This is a genomic window from Burkholderia sp. ABCPW 111 (assembly GCF_000773065.1).
Classification (GTDB): Bacteria; Pseudomonadota; Gammaproteobacteria; order Burkholderiales; family Burkholderiaceae; genus Burkholderia; species Burkholderia savannae.
The window spans coordinates 1-17,887 of the sequence record NZ_JPWT01000126.1 but is presented as its reverse complement, the minus strand read 5'-3'; the positions used below and the strand labels follow the sequence as shown (position 1 = coordinate 17,887).

Here is a 17,887-nt window from a genome sequence, read left to right as displayed (position 1 = left end):
CATGGATCTGCTGAGCCGGCAGACGACGGCGAAGCTGGACGACATGCAGAAGAAGTCGAACATCTCGCGCGACGCGCAGGACATGGCGAACAAGGTGGAAGCGGCGCTCGCGAAGCTCGTCAAGCCGGAGGACAAGACCGAGCTGCCCGCCGACGTGCTCAAGTACATGAAGGACAACAACATCCTCGTGAACGGCAAGACGATCGACGATTTCATGAAGGACAAGGGCGGCAAGCTCGACAAGGCGGACCTGATGTCGGTGAAGTCGTCGCTCGAATCGGTGTCGGGGCGCGCGTCGGATTTCATCCAGCAGAGCCAGCTGAAGATGCAGCAGCTGATGCAGAACTACAACACGGCGGTGCAGATGATCAACAGCCTGCAAAGCATGCTCGCCGAATCGACGAAGGGCATCGCGTCGGCGATCCGCTGACGCGCCGCGCGGCCGGCGCGGCTTCGCGCGCGCCGGCCGCCGCACGGGAGACCATCCGATGGCCGCACTCAATCAAACGACGCCGCACGACGATCACGCGGTGCTGCAGCGCTTTTTCGCGTCGGGCGGATCGATTCGCATGCTCGCCGACGTCGAGCGGCGCGATCTCGACACGCTGTACGCGTATGCCACGCAGCTCCTCGACGCGGGCGAGCTGCACGCGGCGCGCAACTTCCTGCTGATGCTCGCGCGCGTCGATCACTGGAACTTCGATTACTGGTTCGCGCTCGGCCTTTGCCAGCAGCGGCTCGCCTCGCATGACGAAGCGATCTTCTGCTTCAGCCGCGCCGGGATGATACGCGTGGACGATCCGCGCGCGTCGTATCACGCGGGCGTGAGCTACCGGCTCGCCGGCAATTCCGATTACGCGGCGAAGGCGTTTCGCGCGGCGCTCGGCTGGTGCGGCGAGCGCGGCGAGCACAGCGAGCTGAAGGCGCGCGCGGCGCGGCAGCTCGCGCAATGCGCGCAATGTGAACGGGAGGAATGAAATGACGGTTGCGATCAACGCACATGGAACGCAAGGCGGCGCGCTCGCGCCGATCGATCCCGAACGGCAGGCGGACGGCGCGGCGCGTGCGCGCGCCGCGGCGGGCCTGCTGCGCGTCGCGGCGGCCGTCGTCGACGATGCGCGCGCGGGGCTCGCCGCCGACGGCCGCGCGCCGCTCGCCGCGCAGGCGCTCGTGTCGATGAAGGAGGCGGCGGGCGCGCTTGGGCGCGTGCTCGGCCAGTTCGATCGCGCATCCGGCGAAAAAGGCTCGGCGTCGTCGATCGGCCTGCGCGATTTCGAAAAAATGTCGATGGAGACGATGCTGCTCGCGACGACGCTGCTGTCGACGAAGGCGCTCGGCAACACCGCGGAGCTGAAGAGCAAGGCGCTCGACATCATGTCCGCGAAGCAGGAGGAAGTCCGCCGGCAGGAGATCAAGGATTATCGCGAGCAGATCGACAACGCGGTCGAGCAGCAGCAGAAGGCGAAGAAGGCCGGCATCTTCGGCGTGATCTTCGACTGGATCGTCGCGGCCGTCGAGGTCGTGTCCGGCGTCGCGAAGATGATCGGCGGCGCGCTGTCCGGCAACGCGATGATGGTCGCGGGCGGCGCGATGGACCTGATGGCGGGCTTCGCCGGCGTCGTGAAGGCGACGATGAACACGCTCGCGCTGATCGACGAGAAGAACGCGGACAAGTACCGGCAGGTCGCGGACGTCGCCGCGAAGGTGCAGTTGACGTTCGAGATCGCGGGCGCGGTCGTCGACGTGACGAGCGCCGCGCGCAACATGCTGCTCACGAAGGCGATTCCGAAGGCGACGACCGCCGTGCTCGAGAAGGGCGCGGGCGAGGCGCTCGAGCAGGCGGTCAAGGCGGGCAGCAAGCAGGCGGTCGAGACGGCCGCGCAGGCGGTCGGCAAGGAAGTCGCGTCGCAGGTGTCCGAGCAGATCCTGCAGGGGCTCGGCAAGGCCGCGCTCGAGGCGTCGAAGAAGGCGGGCAAGGAAGCGCTGCAGAAGACGGTCCAGCAGCTCGGCGTGAACCGGATGCTCGAGAGCTTCTCGCGCGAGGCGATCGAGAAGATGGTGACGAAGGCGGTGCAGAAGGTCGCGAACGAGGCGATCGACCGCGGCGCCGAGATGACCGCGCAGGCGCTGACGCAGGCGATCGCCAAGCAAGTGAAGCGCGACGTGATGGCGGCCGCGCTGAAGGCGTCGCTGTCGCCGCTTCTGAACACGACGCGCGCGACGGTCGCGGCCGCGAGCCAGACGACGTCGGGCGTGCTCGGCGTCGAGCGCGCGAAGCTGCAGAAGGAAATCGACCAACTGATTCTCGACCAGCAATGGCTGCAGATGTGCTTCGAGTTCTACAAGCAGCAGAAGGAAGCGCAGACGAAGGACGCGCAGGCGCTCGTCGAGAAGGCGGGGCAGGCGATCGAGGACGGCGGCCAGGCGCTCAGGCAGAGCGGCGCGGTGCAGTCGCGGGTCGCCGCGTCGATGGTTTGAACGCACGGCGCAACGACGCCGTTTGAAATTCGAGGAGAACGAGTGATGAGTACTGTGACGCAAGCCGGCGGCGCGCCGGTCCGCACCGATACGCCGGGGCTCGGCGCGGCCGGCCTGTTCGACGGGGGCGACGCCGCGATGGGGCCGATGGCGACGATCGACCAGTTGAAGGCGAGGCTGCAGAAGATCTTCAGCGACATGCGCGACCTGGAGCGCACGTTCAACGAGACGATGCAGCGGATCGCGTTCGACCGGCAGGTCGGCGTGCTCGAGACGAGGAAGCAGGCGATCATGCAGAACTTCGACGCGGCGATGGCGTCGGCGGTCGCGCAGATCGTCGGCGGCGCGATGAGCGCGCTCGGCGCGGCGTCGGGCAGCCAGCTCGGCGCGACCGCGACCGACGGGCTGTCGAAGGCCGGGCAGGGGATCGCGGGCGTCGCGAACGCGTCGCTCGTGCGCGACGCGCAGCAGACGCAGTTGCAGGGCGATTTCGATAGCCAGTCCGTCGAGCGTCTGCAAAAGGCGCTCGCGTCGACCCTCGAGCGCGCGCTCGACGCGTCGCGGCAGATGCGCGACGCGCTGCGCGAGCTCGTGACGCTGCAAGGGCAGATGGCCGCCGCGGTGCGGTACTGACGGGAGGCGCGATGCAGGCCGAAGCCCTCGATGCGGCAACCCGCTATCTGCAAGCGCAGGGCATGCATCCGGAGCCCGCGTATTTCGGCGAAAGCCATTTCCGGATCGGCTGGCGCGTGCGGGTCAACGATCTCGATCTCGTCTACCGGCTCGTCGACGACAGCCTCGTCGTCTGCGATCTCGCCACGCGCGGCGGCGGGGGCGGCCCGAGCGACGCGGTCGCGACGTTCATCCATCTCGTGCACCGGATGGAGCGCGCCGGCATTGCGCTGCGCGAGGTGCGCGGAACCTTCTTCGAGACGGCGTCGAACGCGCAACTGAACCGGCTGCGGCAGCGGCTCGCGACGGTGCTCGAGGCGCAGGGCGCGTACTGGCGCGACATCGACGGCGATCCGTGGCTGATCTATCCGGTCGGCGCGCGCGGCGCGGAGGCGGCGCGGCAGTAGCGGCGCGATCGCGGGGCGGCGCGCCGCGCGCGTGTCGGCGCGACGCGCGGCCAGGCGGCGGCCGCATGCGCACGACGGCCGCGCGGCGATCAGGGCCGCCGGCGCGGCCGAGGCCCGCGGGCCGGCGCGCCCGGCCGCTTTGCCGGCCAGCCGCGCGGCGGCCCGGCCGTGATAAGCACATAAAAAAGAAGTCGTTGGCGAGGGCGGGAAACGGTGCTTTCATGTGCTGCCCCGATTCTTCCCGCGCGATGCGCGTCGACATCATGAGCGAGATCAGCGAAGCGATCGAGATACGCCGTCCGCCCGCGCATGCGCCGCGCCCGTCGTCCGGGCACGCCGCGCTGCCGTTCCAGCCGCAACGCGCCGGCCGCGCGCTCGACGCGCGCACGCGCCGCGCGATCCACGCGGCGTTCACCGCGAATCCGTGCCTGCGCAACTGGCCCGCCGAATCGATCGATGGGCTCTGCGACGCCGGCTATCTGAAGACCTGGCTGAACGGCGAGCTGATCTTCGCGCGCCATGGCCCGTGCGACGACATCCAGGTGGTGCTGTCCGGCGCGATCGAGATGAGCTGGACGAACGCGGCGGGCGCGCGCGCGGTCGCCGTCTACATGTGGCCGAACGAGGTGATCAACTTCATTCCGGTGATCGACGGCGGCGGCTCGATGCACGACCAGCGCGCGCACGGGCTCACCACGCTGTTCCACATCTCGCGCGACGCGCTCTTCGCGCAGTTCGAGCGCGAGCCGGCGCTGCTGCGCGGCGTGCTCGAGCTCATCTGCGTGCGCAGCCGCGCGCTGCACCGGCGGATCGGCCGGACCGCGCTGTCGGGCTTTCGCGCGCGGCTCGCCGACCAGTTGCTGACGCTCGCCGAATGGCACGGCCAGCCGACGCCGCGCGGGATCGAGCTGACGATCCGGCTGTCGCAGGAGGATCTCGCGTCGCTGCTCGTCGCGTCGCGGCAGAGCGTGAACAAGGAACTGCGCCGGCTCGTGCGCGAGCGGATCATCGATTCGCAGTACAGCCGGCTGACGATTCTCGATCTCGACGGGCTGCGCGCGATCAGTGACGGCGAAGAATGACGGTGTGACGCGCCGCGCCGGGGGCGGGGCTGTGCGTGCACGGCTCCGATCGCGGCGGCGCGGGCGCAGCCGCCGGATCTGCGCGGCCGCGCGCGATACGCGCGGCGCGCGCAATTCCGGTTTCGGTTCCGTCGGCGGCGACGCGAGCGCTCGATCGATCCGCCATGACAATCGGCACGGCCGCGTGACTTCCGTGCGGGCGTGCCACGGCTGCCAACCGTTCCCGGCCGCCGCGATCGCGCGGGCCGGATAGATCCGGCGTTCGATCGCGGCGAGGTTCGACCCGGCCGAGATTCGGCCGTTTCCCTTCGGCCGTTTCCCGACGGCATGCGCCTGCATGCGCATGATCGAAGGCGCGGCGGCGTGCTCCGCAACCCCTGACGCGCAGCGCAGGCGGCTCGCGTCGATCGGCGTCGGATCGCCGAACCGGAGCGCGGGCGCGCGCCCGATCGGGACGTCGACCAAGGGCCGGCCGCAGCAGCTCGACTGAACCGGTGCGGACGCGCGCCGCGGGCGCACGCCGTCCTCCAGGTTTCATCCGAATGCCTGCTGAGCTTTTCAGGCCGCCGCGCATAACGGCATGCGAACTTCTTCTGTCAAATGTCCAACGCGCGATAGATTCGCCGCCGCCGCTCTGCCGATAATGATCTCCATCAAATGCAACCGGCAGAGCCCTTGACGTGCTGAATACGTTCGCGCTATCCGCCCATCGCCCGACTCGACGCCGCGTGCATCCCGCGCCGCGCCGCGCACGCATCTGCCGCTGTCGCCGCCGCTGATCCGGCCGCGCGGTTCGCGGCGGCCGCCGCACCCGGTTTTTCCGGTTTTTTCCGATTCGCCGCTTTCGTCGTTTCCGTCGCCGCGCGCCGCGCAGGCGCGCCGTTTCGTCTCGTCCATCGTTTTCTCCATCGGAGTCCGTCATGACCAATCTGAGTCTCGCCGTATCGAACACGCTCGACGTGCGCCCCGTCACCGGCCGCATCGGGGCCGAAATCCATGGCGTGAAACTGTCCGCGCAGCTCGACGCGGCGTCCGTCGACGCGATCCGCGCCGCGCTCCTCAAGCACAAGGTGATCTTCCTGCGCGACCAGGCGCATCTGAGCGACGCCGAGCAGGAAGGCTTCGCGAAGCGGCTCGGCGAGCCGGTCGCGCATCCGACGGTGCCCGTCGTCGAAGGCACCGACTATCTGCTCGAGCTCGATTCGCACCGCGGCGGCCGCGCGAATTCGTGGCACACCGACGTCACGTTCGTCGACGCGTACCCGCAGGCGTCGATCCTGCGCGGCGTGACGATTCCGGAAGTCGGCGGCGACACCGTGTGGGCGAACACCGCGGCCGCGTACGACGATCTGCCGGCGCCGCTGAAGACGCTCGCCGACGCGCTGTGGGCCGTGCACAGCAACGAGTACGACTACGCGAGCCACCGGATCGGCACGGGCGACACGCCGCACGACGTCGCGGCGCTCAAGCGCTATCGCGAGGTGTTCGTGTCGACGCGCTACGAAACCGAGCACCCGGTCGTGCGCGTGCATCCGGAGACGGGCGAGAAGACGCTGATCCTCGGCCACTTCCTCAAGCACTTCATCGGCGTGACGCCGGGCGGCTCCGCGCATCTGTTCGAACTGCTGCAGAGCTACGTGACGCGGCTCGAGAACATCGTCCGCTGGCACTGGCGCGAAGGAGACGTCGCGATCTGGGACAACCGCGCGACGCAGCACTACGCGGTCAACGACTACGGCGACGCGCGCCGCGTCGTGCGCCGCGTGACGCTCGCGGGCGACGTGCCCGTCGGCGTCGACGGCCGGCGCAGCGTCACGCGGCTGCGCGAGCCGAATCCGCGCGCGAGCGCGGACACGAAGGCCGCTTGATGTCGGCATGTCGACGCAGGCGCGCGCCGAGCGACCTCGCCCCCAGCGCGGCGACGTCGCGCGCCGCCGCTGCCGCTGCCGCACATCGCGCACCGCGCGTCGCTCGCTTCGTTCAACCCCAGAACGCCAGGACTTCCATGAAGCATCTGATTCGATGGCTGAAGCCGCTTCGGCTCGTCATGCTCGCGTGGGCGCTCGCCGCGCCGGCCCACGCATTCGCGCAAACCGTCATCCGCATCGCGGTGCCCGACACGAGCGCCGGGCCGAAGCCCGCGGGCGGCGGCGTGGTCGACGTGATCCATGCGAACCGGCTGCTCGAAAAGGCGTTCGCGAAACAGGGCGTGGACGTGCGGTGGACCTTCTTCAAGGGCGCCGGCCCGGCGATCAACGAGGCGTTCGCGAACGGGCAGGTCGATCTCGCGTTTCTCGGTGATCTCGCGGCGGTGATCGGCCGCGCGAACGGCCTCGACACGCGCCTCGTCGCCGCGCTCGCGCGCAACGTGAACGGTTTTCTCGCGGTGACGCCGGGCTCGGGCGTCACTGACCTGCGCGCGCTGAAGGGCAAGCAGGTCGCGGTGTTCCGCGGGACCGCGCTGCAACTGTCGTTCGACAGCGTGCTGCGCGCGGAAGGCCTCGCCGAGCGCGATTTCCGCATCGTCAATCTCGATCCGAACGCGGCGGCCGCGGCGCTCGCCGCGCGCCGGATCGATGCGGCGTGGGGCTCGGCCGGCGTGTTCGTGCTGCGCGACAAGGGGCTCGCGGACGTGCCCGTCAGCACGAAGGGCCGGCAGGGCGTCGGCACGCTGAAGGCGGGGCTCGTCGCGTCGTCCGCGTTCCTGCGCGCGCATCCGGAGCTCGCGCGCACGGTCGTGAAGACCGTCGTCGAGGCGTCGCAGTGGCTGTCCGACAAGCGCAATCTCGATGCGTACATCGCGCTCGAACAGCAGCAGGCGAGCATTCCGCCGACCGTCTGGCGCAACGAGCTCGCCGAAAGCGATCCGGCCGTCGTGTTCTCGCCGCTCATCGATCGCCATTACGTCGACGCGTTCAAGCAGGACGTGCGCGTCGCGAAGGAAGCGGGGCTGATCCGCCGCACGTTCGACGTCGACCAATGGATCGACCGCAGCTATCTCGACGCCGCGCTGCGCGAGCTGAATCTCGGCGCGCGCTGGCAGGCGTACGAATCGTTCGGCCGGCCGGGCAGCGCGCTTTGACGGGCGGGGCGATGAAGCGCAATACGATTCGATTCGGCTCGACGCTCGTCGCGGCCGCGCTGGCGCCGGCGGCGGGGGCATGGGCGCAGGCGGAGGCCGGCGCGCAAGGGCAGGCCGGCGCGGCGGCGGACGTGGCGCGTGCGCCGCAGGCGGCGAATGCGGTGAATGCGGTGAATGCGGGGACGAAGCCCGGCGCGACGAATGCGCTCGATGGGCGCGATGCGACGAGCGCGGCGGGCTTGCTGGCCGCATCGACGCTCGCGCTCGCCGAAACCGCGACGCGCGCGCCCGATCCGGCCCGGGCGGCCGGCGTGCGAGACGGCGTCGAAGCCGCCGGTGCGCCGCCGCCCGCCGCGCGGACGGCGAATGCGTTGCCGGTTGCGGGCGGGGCCGATTCGGCGAATGCGCCCGATGCCGCAAGCGCCGCCGACGCGACTCGCGCCGAGCGTGCGAGCGGACCGGTTCGCGCGACGGAATCGTTCGGGGCCGCAGGCGGCGGCGCGACATCAGACGCGACATCAGACGCGACATCAGACGCGACATCAGACGCGACATCAGACGCGACATCAGACGCGGGCGCTTCCGGCGGCGGGCCGTCGAAGGCGGCCCGATCGGCTGGGCCGACTGGGCCGACTGAACCGAACGGACCGGTCGGACCGGCCGGGCAGGCTGACCGACGCGACGCCGCGTCGCCGGCCGCAACCGCCCCAGCCGCCCCAGCCGCCCCAGCCGCAACCCCACCGGCCGGGCGCAGCGCCGCCGCCTCGTCGAGCGCCGCGCTGAAGGACGTCGTCGTCACCGCGCGCCGCCGCAAGGAGAACGCGCAGCAGGTGCCCGCGCCGATCTCGACCGTCAGCGGCGACGATCTCGAACTGCAGCGCAACTACCGCGTGCAGGACCTGCAGACCGTGCTGCCGAGCACGAACGTCGCGTTCATCCACGCGCGCCAGTCGAGCATCTCCGTGCGCGGCCTCGGCAACAATCCGGCGAACGACGGCCTAGAAGGCAGCGCGGGCGTCTATCTCGACAACGTCTATCTCGGCCGCCCCGGAATGGCCGTGTTCGACGCGTTCGACATCGACCAGATCGAACTGCTGCGCGGCCCGCAGGGCACGCTGTTCGGCAAGAACAGCACGGCCGGCGTGATCAACATCACGACGCGCCGGCCGACGTTCAGGACGGAGGCGTCGATCGAGCAGTCGGTCGGCCAGCGAGGCTATGCGCAGACGAAGGCGGTGCTGTCGGGGCCGCTCGCGGACACGGTCGCGGGCCGGCTCGTGCTGTACCGCACGCACGACGACGGCGACGTGAAGAACCTCTACACCGGCGGCCGGCTCAACGGCGGCACGCGCGAAGGCGTGCGCGGCGAGCTGCTGTTCAAGCCGTCGGCGAGCCTGAACGCGCGCGTGATCGCCGACTATCACCGCGAGGATTCGAGCTACGGCACGACGGTGCTGTACGGCTTCGGGCCGACGATCAACGGCTACAACCCGTTCCTGAGCCGCGCGGCGTCGATCGGCGCCGCGCCCGTTACGAACCCCGCGCTGCACGAGGTGAACCTCGATTCGCGGCAGCACGTGAGCGTGCATCAGGGCGGGCTGTCGGCCGAAGTCGACTACACGCTGCCGAGCGGCCACACGCTGACGTCGATCAGCGCCGCGCGCTTCTGGAATTTCGAGCCCGCGAACGACGACAACCTCGACAAGCCCGCGATCTACAACACGGGCGTCGCGGTCAACGATCACCAGCTGTCGCAGGAGCTCCGGCTCGCGTCGCCCACCGGCGGCCGCTTCGATTACGTCGCGGGCGCGTACTACTTCCATCAGCGCCTGAGCAACCGGACGTTCGCGTACTACGGCCCGTTCGCCGACGCGATCGTGCTCGGCAACCGCAGCGGCGCGCTCGCGAACACGACGTCGATCGCGCCCGCGACGATGACGACCGACAGCTTCGCGCTGTTCGCGCAAGGCACGTGGCACGCGAGCCCGCGCGCCGATATCACGGCGGGCATTCGCGGCACGTACGAGACGAAATCGGCGAGCGTCACGCGCGACGCGCCGGCGGGCGGCGCGGCCGTGCCGCCCGCCGTGCAGGCGGTGCGCGACGCGGTGATCGGCCGGTACGCGTCGGGCGACCTGAACCTGTACAGCCTGAGCCCGTCGGCGCTGCTCAATTTCGGCTACAAGCTCGCGCCGAACGTGCTCGGCTACGTGACGCTGTCGCACGGCGAGAAATCGGGCGGCGCGAACCTGTCGGTGTCGTCGGCGCCGACGCAGGGCGCGCAATCGCTCCTCGTCGGGCCCGAGCGCGCGAACAACGCGGAGATCGGCGTGAAGAGCGAGTTCTTCGAGCGCCGGCTGACGGTCAACGCGAACCTGTTCTGGACGCAGGTGAGCGGCTATCAGGCGACGAGCTTCCTCGCGACGCCGACGGGCGTCGTCTCGGTGCTGTCGAACGCGGCCGACGTGAGGAGCCGCGGCGCGGAGCTCGACGTGCGCGCGATGCCGATCCGCAATCTCGTGCTCGGGCTCAACGCGTCGTACGTCGATGCGGCCTACACGTCGTACGAGAACGCGCCGTGCCCGTCGGAAGTGTCGATCCCGAATCCGAAGGCGGTCTGCAGCCTGACCGGGCGGCCCGTCGCGGGCGCGCCGCGCTGGATCGTCAACCTGAACGCGCAATACCAGTTCCGGCTGCGTCACGACATCGACCAGTATGTCGCCGCGCAGTATTCGCTGCGCTCGAGCCAGTACGGCACGCTCGACGATTCGACGTACGGCCGGCTGCCCGGCTACGGCGTGCTGAACCTGACGACCGGCTGGCGGCTCGCGACGGGCCGCCATCAATGGGACCTGTCGCTGTGGGCGCGCAACGTGTTCGACCGCCGCTACTACCTCGCGTCGTTCGCGACGATCAACGGCGCGTACACGGCGTCCGTCGGCGACGAGCGGATGTTCGGCGCGACGCTGCGCTACGACTACTGACGCGCGACGACGAAGGAGCCAGACGATGACGAGATCGCCCCGCCCCGCATCGGCCGCCGCGCCGTTCCTCGGGCCGGCCCGCGCGCCGCGCGCGGCGTCGTACACGCCGCAGACGCTGCGTCGCGCGTTCGCCCGCCGCGCGGGCGCAGCCGGCTGGCACCGGCTCGCCGGCGCGGTGCTGCCCGCGCTGCTGTTCGCGCTGTGGTGGCACGCGTCGCATCGGCAATGGATGTCGCCGCAGATCCTGCCGACGCCCGAGCTCGTCTGGCAAACGGCCGTCGAGCTCGCCGGCGACAACCTGTTCTCGCAGCTCGCGGTGAGCCTCGCGCGGCTCGCGACGGGGTTCGCGGCGGGCGTGGCCGCGGGCGTCGCGCTCGGCGCGCTGACGGGCCGCTCGCGCACCGCCGACGACATCGTGTCGCCCGTGTTCTATGCGTTCGCGCAGATCCCGACGCTCGCGTGGCTGCCGCTGCTGATGGTCGTGCTCGGCATCGGCGAGGCGCTGAAGATCGCGCTGATCGTCAAGGCGGTGCTCGTGCCGGTGGCGATCCACACGCAGCTCGGCGTGCGCGGCGTGCCGCCGCGGCTGCGCGAGATCGCCGCCGTCGCGCGGCTGCCGCGCACGGCGACGCTGCGCCTGCTCGTCGCGCCCGCCGCGCTGCCGCCGGTGATGACCGGGTTGCGGATCGCGCTCGCGCAGGGCTGGCTCACGCTGATCGCGGTCGAGCTGCTCGCGTCGTCCGAGGGGATCGGCTATCTGATGGTGTGGGGCCGGCAGATGTTCCAGCTCGACATCGTGTTCGTCTGCATCGCGGTGATCGGCGCGACCGGCTTCGCGATGGACGACGCGCTGCGCCGGCTCGACGCGGGGCTCGTGCGCTGGCCGCGCGCGGCGCTCGCCGAGCATGCGAGCGCGCCGCGCCGCAGCGCGCTCGCATGGCTGCACGGCGCGCTGCTGCCCGCCGCGCTCGCGGCGCTTTGGGCGGCCGCCGCGCACTGGCATTGGGTGGACGCGCGCGTGCTGCCCGCGCCGTCCGCCGTGCTCGCGAGCGCGTTTCGCGACATCGCGAGCGGCGCGCTGCCCGTGCCGCTCGCGCGCACGCTGCTGCGCGCGCTCGAAGGGCTCGCGCTCGGCGCGACGGCGGGCGCGGTCGCGGGCGTGGCGTTCGGTCTCGTGCGCGGGCTCGGCCGCGCGGCCGGGCCGACGTTCGCCGCGCTGCGCCAGGTCGCGATCTTCGCGTGGATTCCGCTCCTCACCGCGTGGGCCGGCATCGACGAGCTGTCGAAAGTGATCTTCGTCGCGCTCGCCGCATTCTTCCCGATGCTCGTCGCCGCGCAGCGCTCGGTCGAGAGCCTGTCGCCGCAGCTCGCCGAAGCCGCGCGCACGCTGCGGCTGCCGGCGCGGCAGCGGCTGGGGCAGCTCGTGCTGCCCGCGATCGCGCCCGGCCTTTTCGCGGGCCTGCGGCTCGGCCTCGTCTATGCGTGGCTCGGCGCGATCGGCGCCGAGTACTTCATGCCGTCGGGCGTCGGCATCGGCGGCTTCATGCTCGACGCGCAGCAACTGTTCCGGATGGACCGGCTGATGAGCGCGGCCGTGATCGTCGGCGCGCTCGGCGCGGCGCTCGGCTGGCTGGGCGGCCGGCTCGAAGCCGCGGCGACGCGCTGGCGCGGCCCGCGCTGAGCGCTTCGCTTTTCTTCCTTTCCTTCGATCGAAACCAGAAACCAGGAACCAGAGCCACCATGTCGACCCAAGCAAGCTCCCGGCGCAAGCCGGCCGATCGGCCGAACTTTCTCGTGATCGTCGCCGACGATCTCGGCTTCTCCGACATCGGCGCGTTCGGCGGCGAAATCTCGACGCCGAACCTCGACGCGCTCGCTTACGCGGGCGTGCGCTTCACCGATTTCCACACCGCGTCCGCGTGCTCGCCGACGCGCTCGATGCTGCTGACGGGCACCGATCATCACGTCGCCGGGATCGGCACGATGGCCGAGGCGCTGACGCCGGAGCTGCAGGGCAAGCCGGGCTACGAGGGCTATCTGAACGAGCGCGTGGTCGCGCTGCCCGAGCTGCTGCGCGACGCCGGCTACTTCACGGCGATGGCGGGCAAGTGGCACCTCGGGCTCACGCTCGAGCGCGCGCCCGCCGCGCGCGGCTTCGAGCGCTCGTTCGCGCTTCTGCCGGGCGCGGCGAACCATTACGGATTCGAGCCGGTGCCGGCGGACGCCGAGCAGCCGCGGCTGATGCGCTCGACGCGCTCGCTGTACGTCGAGGACGATCGCTTCGTCGACGCGCTGCCGGACGATTTCTACTCGTCCGACACCTTCGCGGACAAGCTGCTGCAATACCTCGGCGAGCGCCCCGACGACGGCCGGCCGTTCTTCGCGTATCTGCCGTTTTCCGCGCCGCACTGGCCGCTGCAGGCGCCTGCCGACATCGTCGCGAAATATCGCGGCCGCTATGCGGACGGCCCGGCCGCGCTGCGCGACGCGCGCCTCGCGCGGCAGCGCGAACTCGGCTTGCTCAGCGCGCACGTCGACGCGCATCCGGTCGTCGCGCGCAACGCCGAGTGGGCGCAGCTCACGCCGGACGAGCGCGCGTTCTCCGCGCGGACGATGGAGGTGTATGCGGCGATGGTCGAGCGGCTCGACTGGAACGTCGGCCGCGTGGTCGACTATCTGAAGGCGACGGGCGAGCTTGACGACACGTTCGTGCTGTTCCTCTCCGACAACGGCGCGGAGGGCGCGCTGCTCGAGGCGCTGCCGGTGTTCGGGCCGAATCTCCAGCAATTCATCCGCGACTACTACGACAACCGCCTCGAGAACGTCGGCAACGGCAATTCATACGTGTGGTACGGCCCGCGCTGGGCGCAGGCGGCGACCGCGCCGTCGCGGCTGTACAAGGCGTTCACGACGGAAGGCGGGATTCGCGTGGTCGCGTTCGCGCACTATCCGGCGCTCGCGCGGCGGCGCGAGATCAGCGACGCGTTCGCGACGGTGATGGACGTGACGCCGACCGTGCTCGAGCTCGCGGGCGTCGCGCACCCGGGCGCGCGCTATCGCGGGCGGGACGTCGCGGCGGTCAAGGGCGCGTCGCTCGCGCCCTACCTGCGGCGCGACGCGGCGCGCGTGCATGACGACGCGCACGTGACGGGCTGGGAGTTGTTCGGGATGCGCGCGGTGCGGCAGGGCGACTGGAAGGCGGTGTTCATTCCGCAGCCGGTCGGGCCGGGCGCGTGGCAGCTTTACGACCTCGCCGCCGATCCGGGCGAGACGCGTGATCTCGCGGATGCGCAGCCCGATCGCCTCGCCGCGCTGCTCGAGCACTGGGCCCGCTATGTCGCCGACAACGGCGTGCAGGACGGCGCGGTGCGCGTGTTCGCGACGCAGCCGCAGGACGCATGAACGCGCGTGTCGATCGCGGCCGTTGCCTGCGCCGTCGCTGTTGCCCTCGCGGCGCGGGCGGGGGCGCGAGCGGGCGCGTGAGCGGAGGCGAACGCGCGCCGGCCCATGCGCACGCGTTCGCGCGGGCGTGCGCCGCTTCGTCGTCCCGGCGCGCGGGGGCGTTCGTCGTCGTCGCGGACGACGGCCCGCCCAGCGCGGCGCATTTCCAACGGAGCCCATCGTGACGATTTCCGTGCAGACCGCTTTTTTTCCCGACATCGCGCGGCCGCAGGACGAAGCGGCGTTGTTCGCGCCGATTCCCGCGCGCCGCGGCGCGCATGCGGGCACGGCCGTGTCGGTCGCGCTGCACGGCGCGGCGCTCGCCGCGCTGTGGGCGCTTCACGCGCATGCGCCGCAGCCGCCCGCGCGCGAGCGCGCGATCGAGCTGACGATCGCGCAGCCCGCGCCGGCGAGCACGCTCGTCGCGCCGCAGCCGGCGCCGGCGCCCGTGCATGCGTCGCGCGAACCGGCGAACGCGCCCGTGAAGCGCGCCGCGCCGCCGCCCGTGCGCCGCAGCGAGCCGGCGCGGCCTGCGGCTCCCCGTTCCGCCGAGCCGGCCGCGCGCCCCGCGCCGCCGGCGAACGCGCCCGCCGCGACGCCCGCCGCGACGCCCGCCGCGACGACTGCCGCTGCAGCCGCGCAGCCCGCACCGGCTGCACAAGCCACGTCCGCGCTGCCTCCGCCCGCGCCGAGCGCCGCATCGACGCCCGCCGCATCGCGGCCGTCGCCGGCCGTCGTCGGGATGTCGGGCATCCCGAGCGATTACGCGGCGAAGGTGCTCGAGCGGATCGACCGCTACGCGGCCGACAGCTATCCGCGCGCCGCGCGGCTGCGCCGCGACGAAGGGCGCGTCGGCTACCGGCTCACGCTCGATCCGGACGGCCGCGTGCAGCACGTCGAAATCGTCTCGTCCGGCAACGGCGAGCTCGACGCGGCCGCGCGCGAAGCGATCCGCGCGGCCGCGCCGTTTCCGAAGCCGCCGGATCTCGGCGCGAGCGCGTACCGGCTCGCGGGCGCGATCGTCTACCAATTGACCGACTGACGCCGTCTTTTTTCTCAGGAGAACCGCATGAATTCCGCCCACGTCGCCGCCCATTTGTCGCCGCTGCAGCTATTCGAGCAGGCGGACTGGCTCGTCAAGAGCATCATGGCGCTGCTCGCGCTCGCGTCGGTGGCGAGCTGGGCCGTCATCGCCGACAAGCTGCTGCGCTTTCGCACGCTTGAACGCCGCGCCGCGCGCTGGCTCGCGCTGCTGCGCGAGCCGCGGCCGCTGCCCGCGCTCGCGCAGGCGCTCGGCGCGCACGCCGGCGATCCGTTCGCGCGCGTGTATCGCGCGATCGCGGCCGAGTGGCGCGAAAGCTGGCGGCAAGGGCTCGAGCAGCGCGAAGCCGGGCGCGACAGCCTGAAGGAGCGGCTCGCGCGCGTCGGCGCGATCGCGCGCGGCGTCGAGATCGAGCAGTTGCAGCGCGGCTTGCCGGTGCTCGCGACGGTCGGCTCGGTCGCGCCGTTCGTCGGGCTGTTCGGCACCGTCTGGGGGATCATCAATGCGTTCCAGGGGATCGCCGCGACCAACGACACGAGCCTTGCCGTCGTCGCGCCGGGGATTGCCGAGGCGCTGTTCGCAACCGCGCTCGGGCTGGTCGCCGCGATTCCGGCCGTCGTCGCGTACAACCGCGCGTCGGGCGATTTGAACGCGTACGCGAACCGGCTCGACACGCTCGCGGGGCTCGTCGAAGTGCAGTTGTCGCGGCAGCTCGATGCGGGCGATCCGGTCGTCGACGCGGACGGCGGCGCCGGCCGTGACGCGCAGCGCGTCAGCGGCCGCGACGGGAGCGCGGCGCACGGCGATGGCGCGCGGCCGGCGGTCGCTGGGGTAGCGGTGGCGGCGGTCGCGGCGAATACGGCGAATACGGCGAATACGGCGAATACGGCGAATACGGCGAATACGGCAAATACGGCAAATACGCCGGCCCCAATTGCGTCGGCGGCGGCAATCGGCCGTACCGTGGCGGCCGCACCGGCCGCCGCGAGCATCGCTGTCGTGTCGACGCGAGCGGGGGAGCGCGACGCGTCGTCGGCGCTTGCGCGTTCGACCACGCGCACGTCGTCGGCGGCGGCGACGACCGCGACGGCGACGGCGGTCGAGCCGCGCGACGCGGCCGGCCTCGTGCCCGTTGCCGCAGGCATCGCGGGCGTCGCGACGGGAGGGGCGTGAGATGGGCGCGAAGATCGGAACGACATCGGCCGCGCGCGCGGCGGCCGCGCCCGTCAGCGACATCAACGTGACGCCGCTCGTCGACGTGATGCTCGTGCTGCTGATCGTCTTCATGGTCGCCGCGCCGCTGATGGCGCAGGGCGTGAAGGTGGACTTGCCGCAGGCGAAGGCGGGCGCGCTCACCGAGGACAAGCCGCCGATCGCGGTGAGCTTCGCGCGCGACGGCAAGGTGTTCGTCGGCACGACCGAGGTCGCCGCCGCGCAGCTCGTGCCAGCGCTCGCGCGCGAGGCGGCGGGCGACGCCGCGCGGCGGATCGAGATCCGCGGCGACAAGGCGCTGCCGTACGGCCGCATGATCGAGGCGATGGGCGAGATCAGCGCGGCCGGCTACACGAAGATCGCGCTCGTGTCCGAGCCCGCGCCCGCGCGATGACGGCGTCGCGGCGCGGTCCGGCCGGCGTTCGTTTTTTTTGACCGGAGAACGGAGATGAATCGATTGACGCCCGCCGTCGCGTTTCGCGGCGTCGGCAAGACGTTCGACATGGGCGGACGCGCCTACGAAGCGATCCGCGGCTTCTCGCTCGACATCGCGGCGGGCGAGCTCGTCGCGATCGTCGGCGCGAGCGGCTGCGGGAAGTCGACGCTGCTGCGCCTGCTCGTCGGCCTCGACACCGAGTTCGACGGCGAAATCCGCGTCGACGGCGAGCCGATCGCGGGCATCGGCGCCGAGCGCGGAATCGTGTTTCAGGAGCACCGGCTGTTTCCGTGGTTGACGGTGGCGCGCAACGTCGCGCTCGGCGTCGCCGCGCAGGCGCTGCCGGGCGACGAGGCGGCGCGGCGTGTCGCCGACGCGATCCGGCTCGTCGGCCTCGACGGCTTCGACGACGCGTTGCCGCATCAACTGTCGGGCGGCATGGCGCAGCGGGTCGCGATCGCGCGCGGGCTCGTCGCCCGCCCGCGAATCCTGATGCTCGACGAGCCGTTCGGCGCGCTCGACGCGCTCACGCGCCATCAGCTTCAGGACGAGCTGCTGCGGATACGCGAACGCGAGCGGATCACGACGCTGTTCGTCACGCACGACGTCGACGAGGCGGTGGTTCTCGCGGATCGCGTCGTCGTGATGCGGCCGCGGCCCGGGCGGATCGGACAGGTCGTCGAGATCGCGCTGCCGCGGCCGCGCGATCGCGGCAGCTACGACTTCCACCGCTATCGCGAGCGGCTCACCGAATCGCTGCTGCGCGACGGCGTCGAGGTCGGCGACTTGCGCGCGGCGGCGCATGCGTTCGAGCTCGATCGGATCGCGTGGTAGCGGGGCGGCCGCGGCGCGCATGCGTTCCGTGAGGATGCGTTCCGTGAGGATGCGTCGAGGTTCGCGGCGCGACGGCGCGCCGTGACGTGCCGGGACGCGCGGCCGCGAATCCCTCGTATATCCCGAGAATCCCGAGAATCCCGAGAATCCCGAGAATCCCGAGAATCCCGAGAATCCCGAGAATCCCGAGAATCCCGAGAATCCCGAGAATCCCGAG

Annotated in this window: 17 protein-coding genes; 16 read left to right on the top strand and 1 reads right to left on the bottom strand. The window is 71.4% G+C overall.

The window, feature by feature from the left end; translation table 11 throughout:
• The 7 genes from X946_RS27835 to X946_RS35910 form a co-directional block, all read left to right on the top strand.
• A partial coding sequence (locus X946_RS27835; protein WP_038754775.1) for a secretion protein EspA occupies positions 1-430 on the top strand: 430 nt, incomplete at its 5' end.
• Between the two features lie 58 nt (positions 431-488).
• The gene (locus X946_RS27830) at positions 489-977 is read left to right on the top strand and encodes a SycD/LcrH family type III secretion system chaperone (RefSeq protein ID WP_038754772.1); all 489 of its coding nucleotides are present in this window, start codon (positions 489-491) and stop codon (positions 975-977) included.
• Between the two features lies 1 nt (position 978).
• Positions 979-2,478 (top strand): type III secretion system translocon subunit SctE, encoded by a 1,500-nt coding sequence (sctE, locus tag X946_RS27825; protein WP_038754769.1) that lies wholly within the window; start codon positions 979-981, stop codon positions 2,476-2,478.
• A gap of 45 nt (positions 2,479-2,523) precedes the next feature.
• A complete protein-coding gene (locus X946_RS27820) occupies positions 2,524-3,111 on the top strand; it encodes a pathogenicity island effector protein (RefSeq protein ID WP_226377298.1) in 588 nt (195 codons plus the stop codon).
• Between the two features lie 11 nt (positions 3,112-3,122).
• A complete protein-coding gene (locus tag X946_RS27815) occupies positions 3,123-3,557 on the top strand; it encodes a secretion protein (protein WP_038754765.1) in 435 nt (144 codons plus the stop codon).
• Positions 3,558-3,820: 263 nt separating this feature from the next.
• Positions 3,821-4,639, top strand: a complete 819-nt coding sequence (locus tag X946_RS27810) for a Crp/Fnr family transcriptional regulator (RefSeq protein WP_161788711.1) — start codon at positions 3,821-3,823, stop codon at positions 4,637-4,639.
• 337 nt (positions 4,640-4,976) lie between these two features.
• The gene (locus tag X946_RS35910; RefSeq protein WP_200886464.1) at positions 4,977-5,129 is read left to right on the top strand and encodes a hypothetical protein; all 153 of its coding nucleotides are present in this window, start codon (positions 4,977-4,979) and stop codon (positions 5,127-5,129) included.
• A gap of 68 nt (positions 5,130-5,197) precedes the next feature.
• Here the strand turns inward: X946_RS35910 and X946_RS34740 are convergent, their stop codons facing one another.
• Positions 5,198-5,536 (bottom strand): hypothetical protein, encoded by a 339-nt coding sequence (locus tag X946_RS34740; protein ID WP_152611858.1) that lies wholly within the window; start codon positions 5,534-5,536, stop codon positions 5,198-5,200.
• Positions 5,537-5,559: 23 nt separating this feature from the next.
• Between X946_RS34740 and X946_RS27800 the strand changes: the two genes are divergently transcribed.
• The 9 genes from X946_RS27800 (at position 5,560) to X946_RS27755 (ending at position 17,670) form a co-directional block, all read left to right on the top strand.
• Positions 5,560-6,507 carry a TauD/TfdA dioxygenase family protein gene (locus X946_RS27800; protein ID WP_038754759.1) on the top strand — a complete coding sequence of 316 codons (948 nt, stop codon included), beginning with the start codon at positions 5,560-5,562 and terminating at the stop codon, positions 6,505-6,507.
• 137 nt (positions 6,508-6,644) lie between these two features.
• On the top strand, positions 6,645-7,721 hold the full coding sequence (locus X946_RS27795; RefSeq protein WP_063889466.1) for an ABC transporter substrate-binding protein: 1,077 nt from the start codon (positions 6,645-6,647) through the stop codon (positions 7,719-7,721).
• Positions 7,722-7,732: 11 nt separating this feature from the next.
• Positions 7,733-10,705: a TonB-dependent receptor gene (locus tag X946_RS27790; RefSeq protein ID WP_152611856.1), complete on the top strand. Its 2,973-nt coding sequence runs from the start codon at positions 7,733-7,735 to the stop codon at positions 10,703-10,705.
• Between the two features lie 25 nt (positions 10,706-10,730).
• Positions 10,731-12,386: an ABC transporter permease gene (locus tag X946_RS27785; protein ID WP_081990093.1), complete on the top strand. Its 1,656-nt coding sequence runs from the start codon at positions 10,731-10,733 to the stop codon at positions 12,384-12,386.
• 59 nt (positions 12,387-12,445) lie between these two features.
• Positions 12,446-14,107 carry an arylsulfatase gene (locus X946_RS27780; protein ID WP_052145209.1) on the top strand — a complete coding sequence of 554 codons (1,662 nt, stop codon included), beginning with the start codon at positions 12,446-12,448 and terminating at the stop codon, positions 14,105-14,107.
• Positions 14,108-14,327: 220 nt separating this feature from the next.
• Positions 14,328-15,188 carry a TonB family protein gene (locus X946_RS29655; RefSeq protein ID WP_052145208.1) on the top strand — a complete coding sequence of 287 codons (861 nt, stop codon included), beginning with the start codon at positions 14,328-14,330 and terminating at the stop codon, positions 15,186-15,188.
• A gap of 27 nt (positions 15,189-15,215) precedes the next feature.
• Complete coding sequence (locus tag X946_RS27765; RefSeq protein WP_200886462.1) at positions 15,216-16,361, top strand: MotA/TolQ/ExbB proton channel family protein; 1,146 nt, start codon at positions 15,216-15,218, stop codon at positions 16,359-16,361.
• A gap of 1 nt (position 16,362) precedes the next feature.
• Positions 16,363-16,794, top strand: coding sequence for an ExbD/TolR family protein (locus tag X946_RS27760; protein WP_038754753.1), 432 nt, complete (start codon positions 16,363-16,365; stop codon positions 16,792-16,794).
• Between the two features lie 54 nt (positions 16,795-16,848).
• Positions 16,849-17,670 carry an ABC transporter ATP-binding protein gene (locus tag X946_RS27755; protein WP_081990091.1) on the top strand — a complete coding sequence of 274 codons (822 nt, stop codon included), beginning with the start codon at positions 16,849-16,851 and terminating at the stop codon, positions 17,668-17,670.
• The last annotated feature ends 217 nt before the right edge of the window (positions 17,671-17,887 follow it).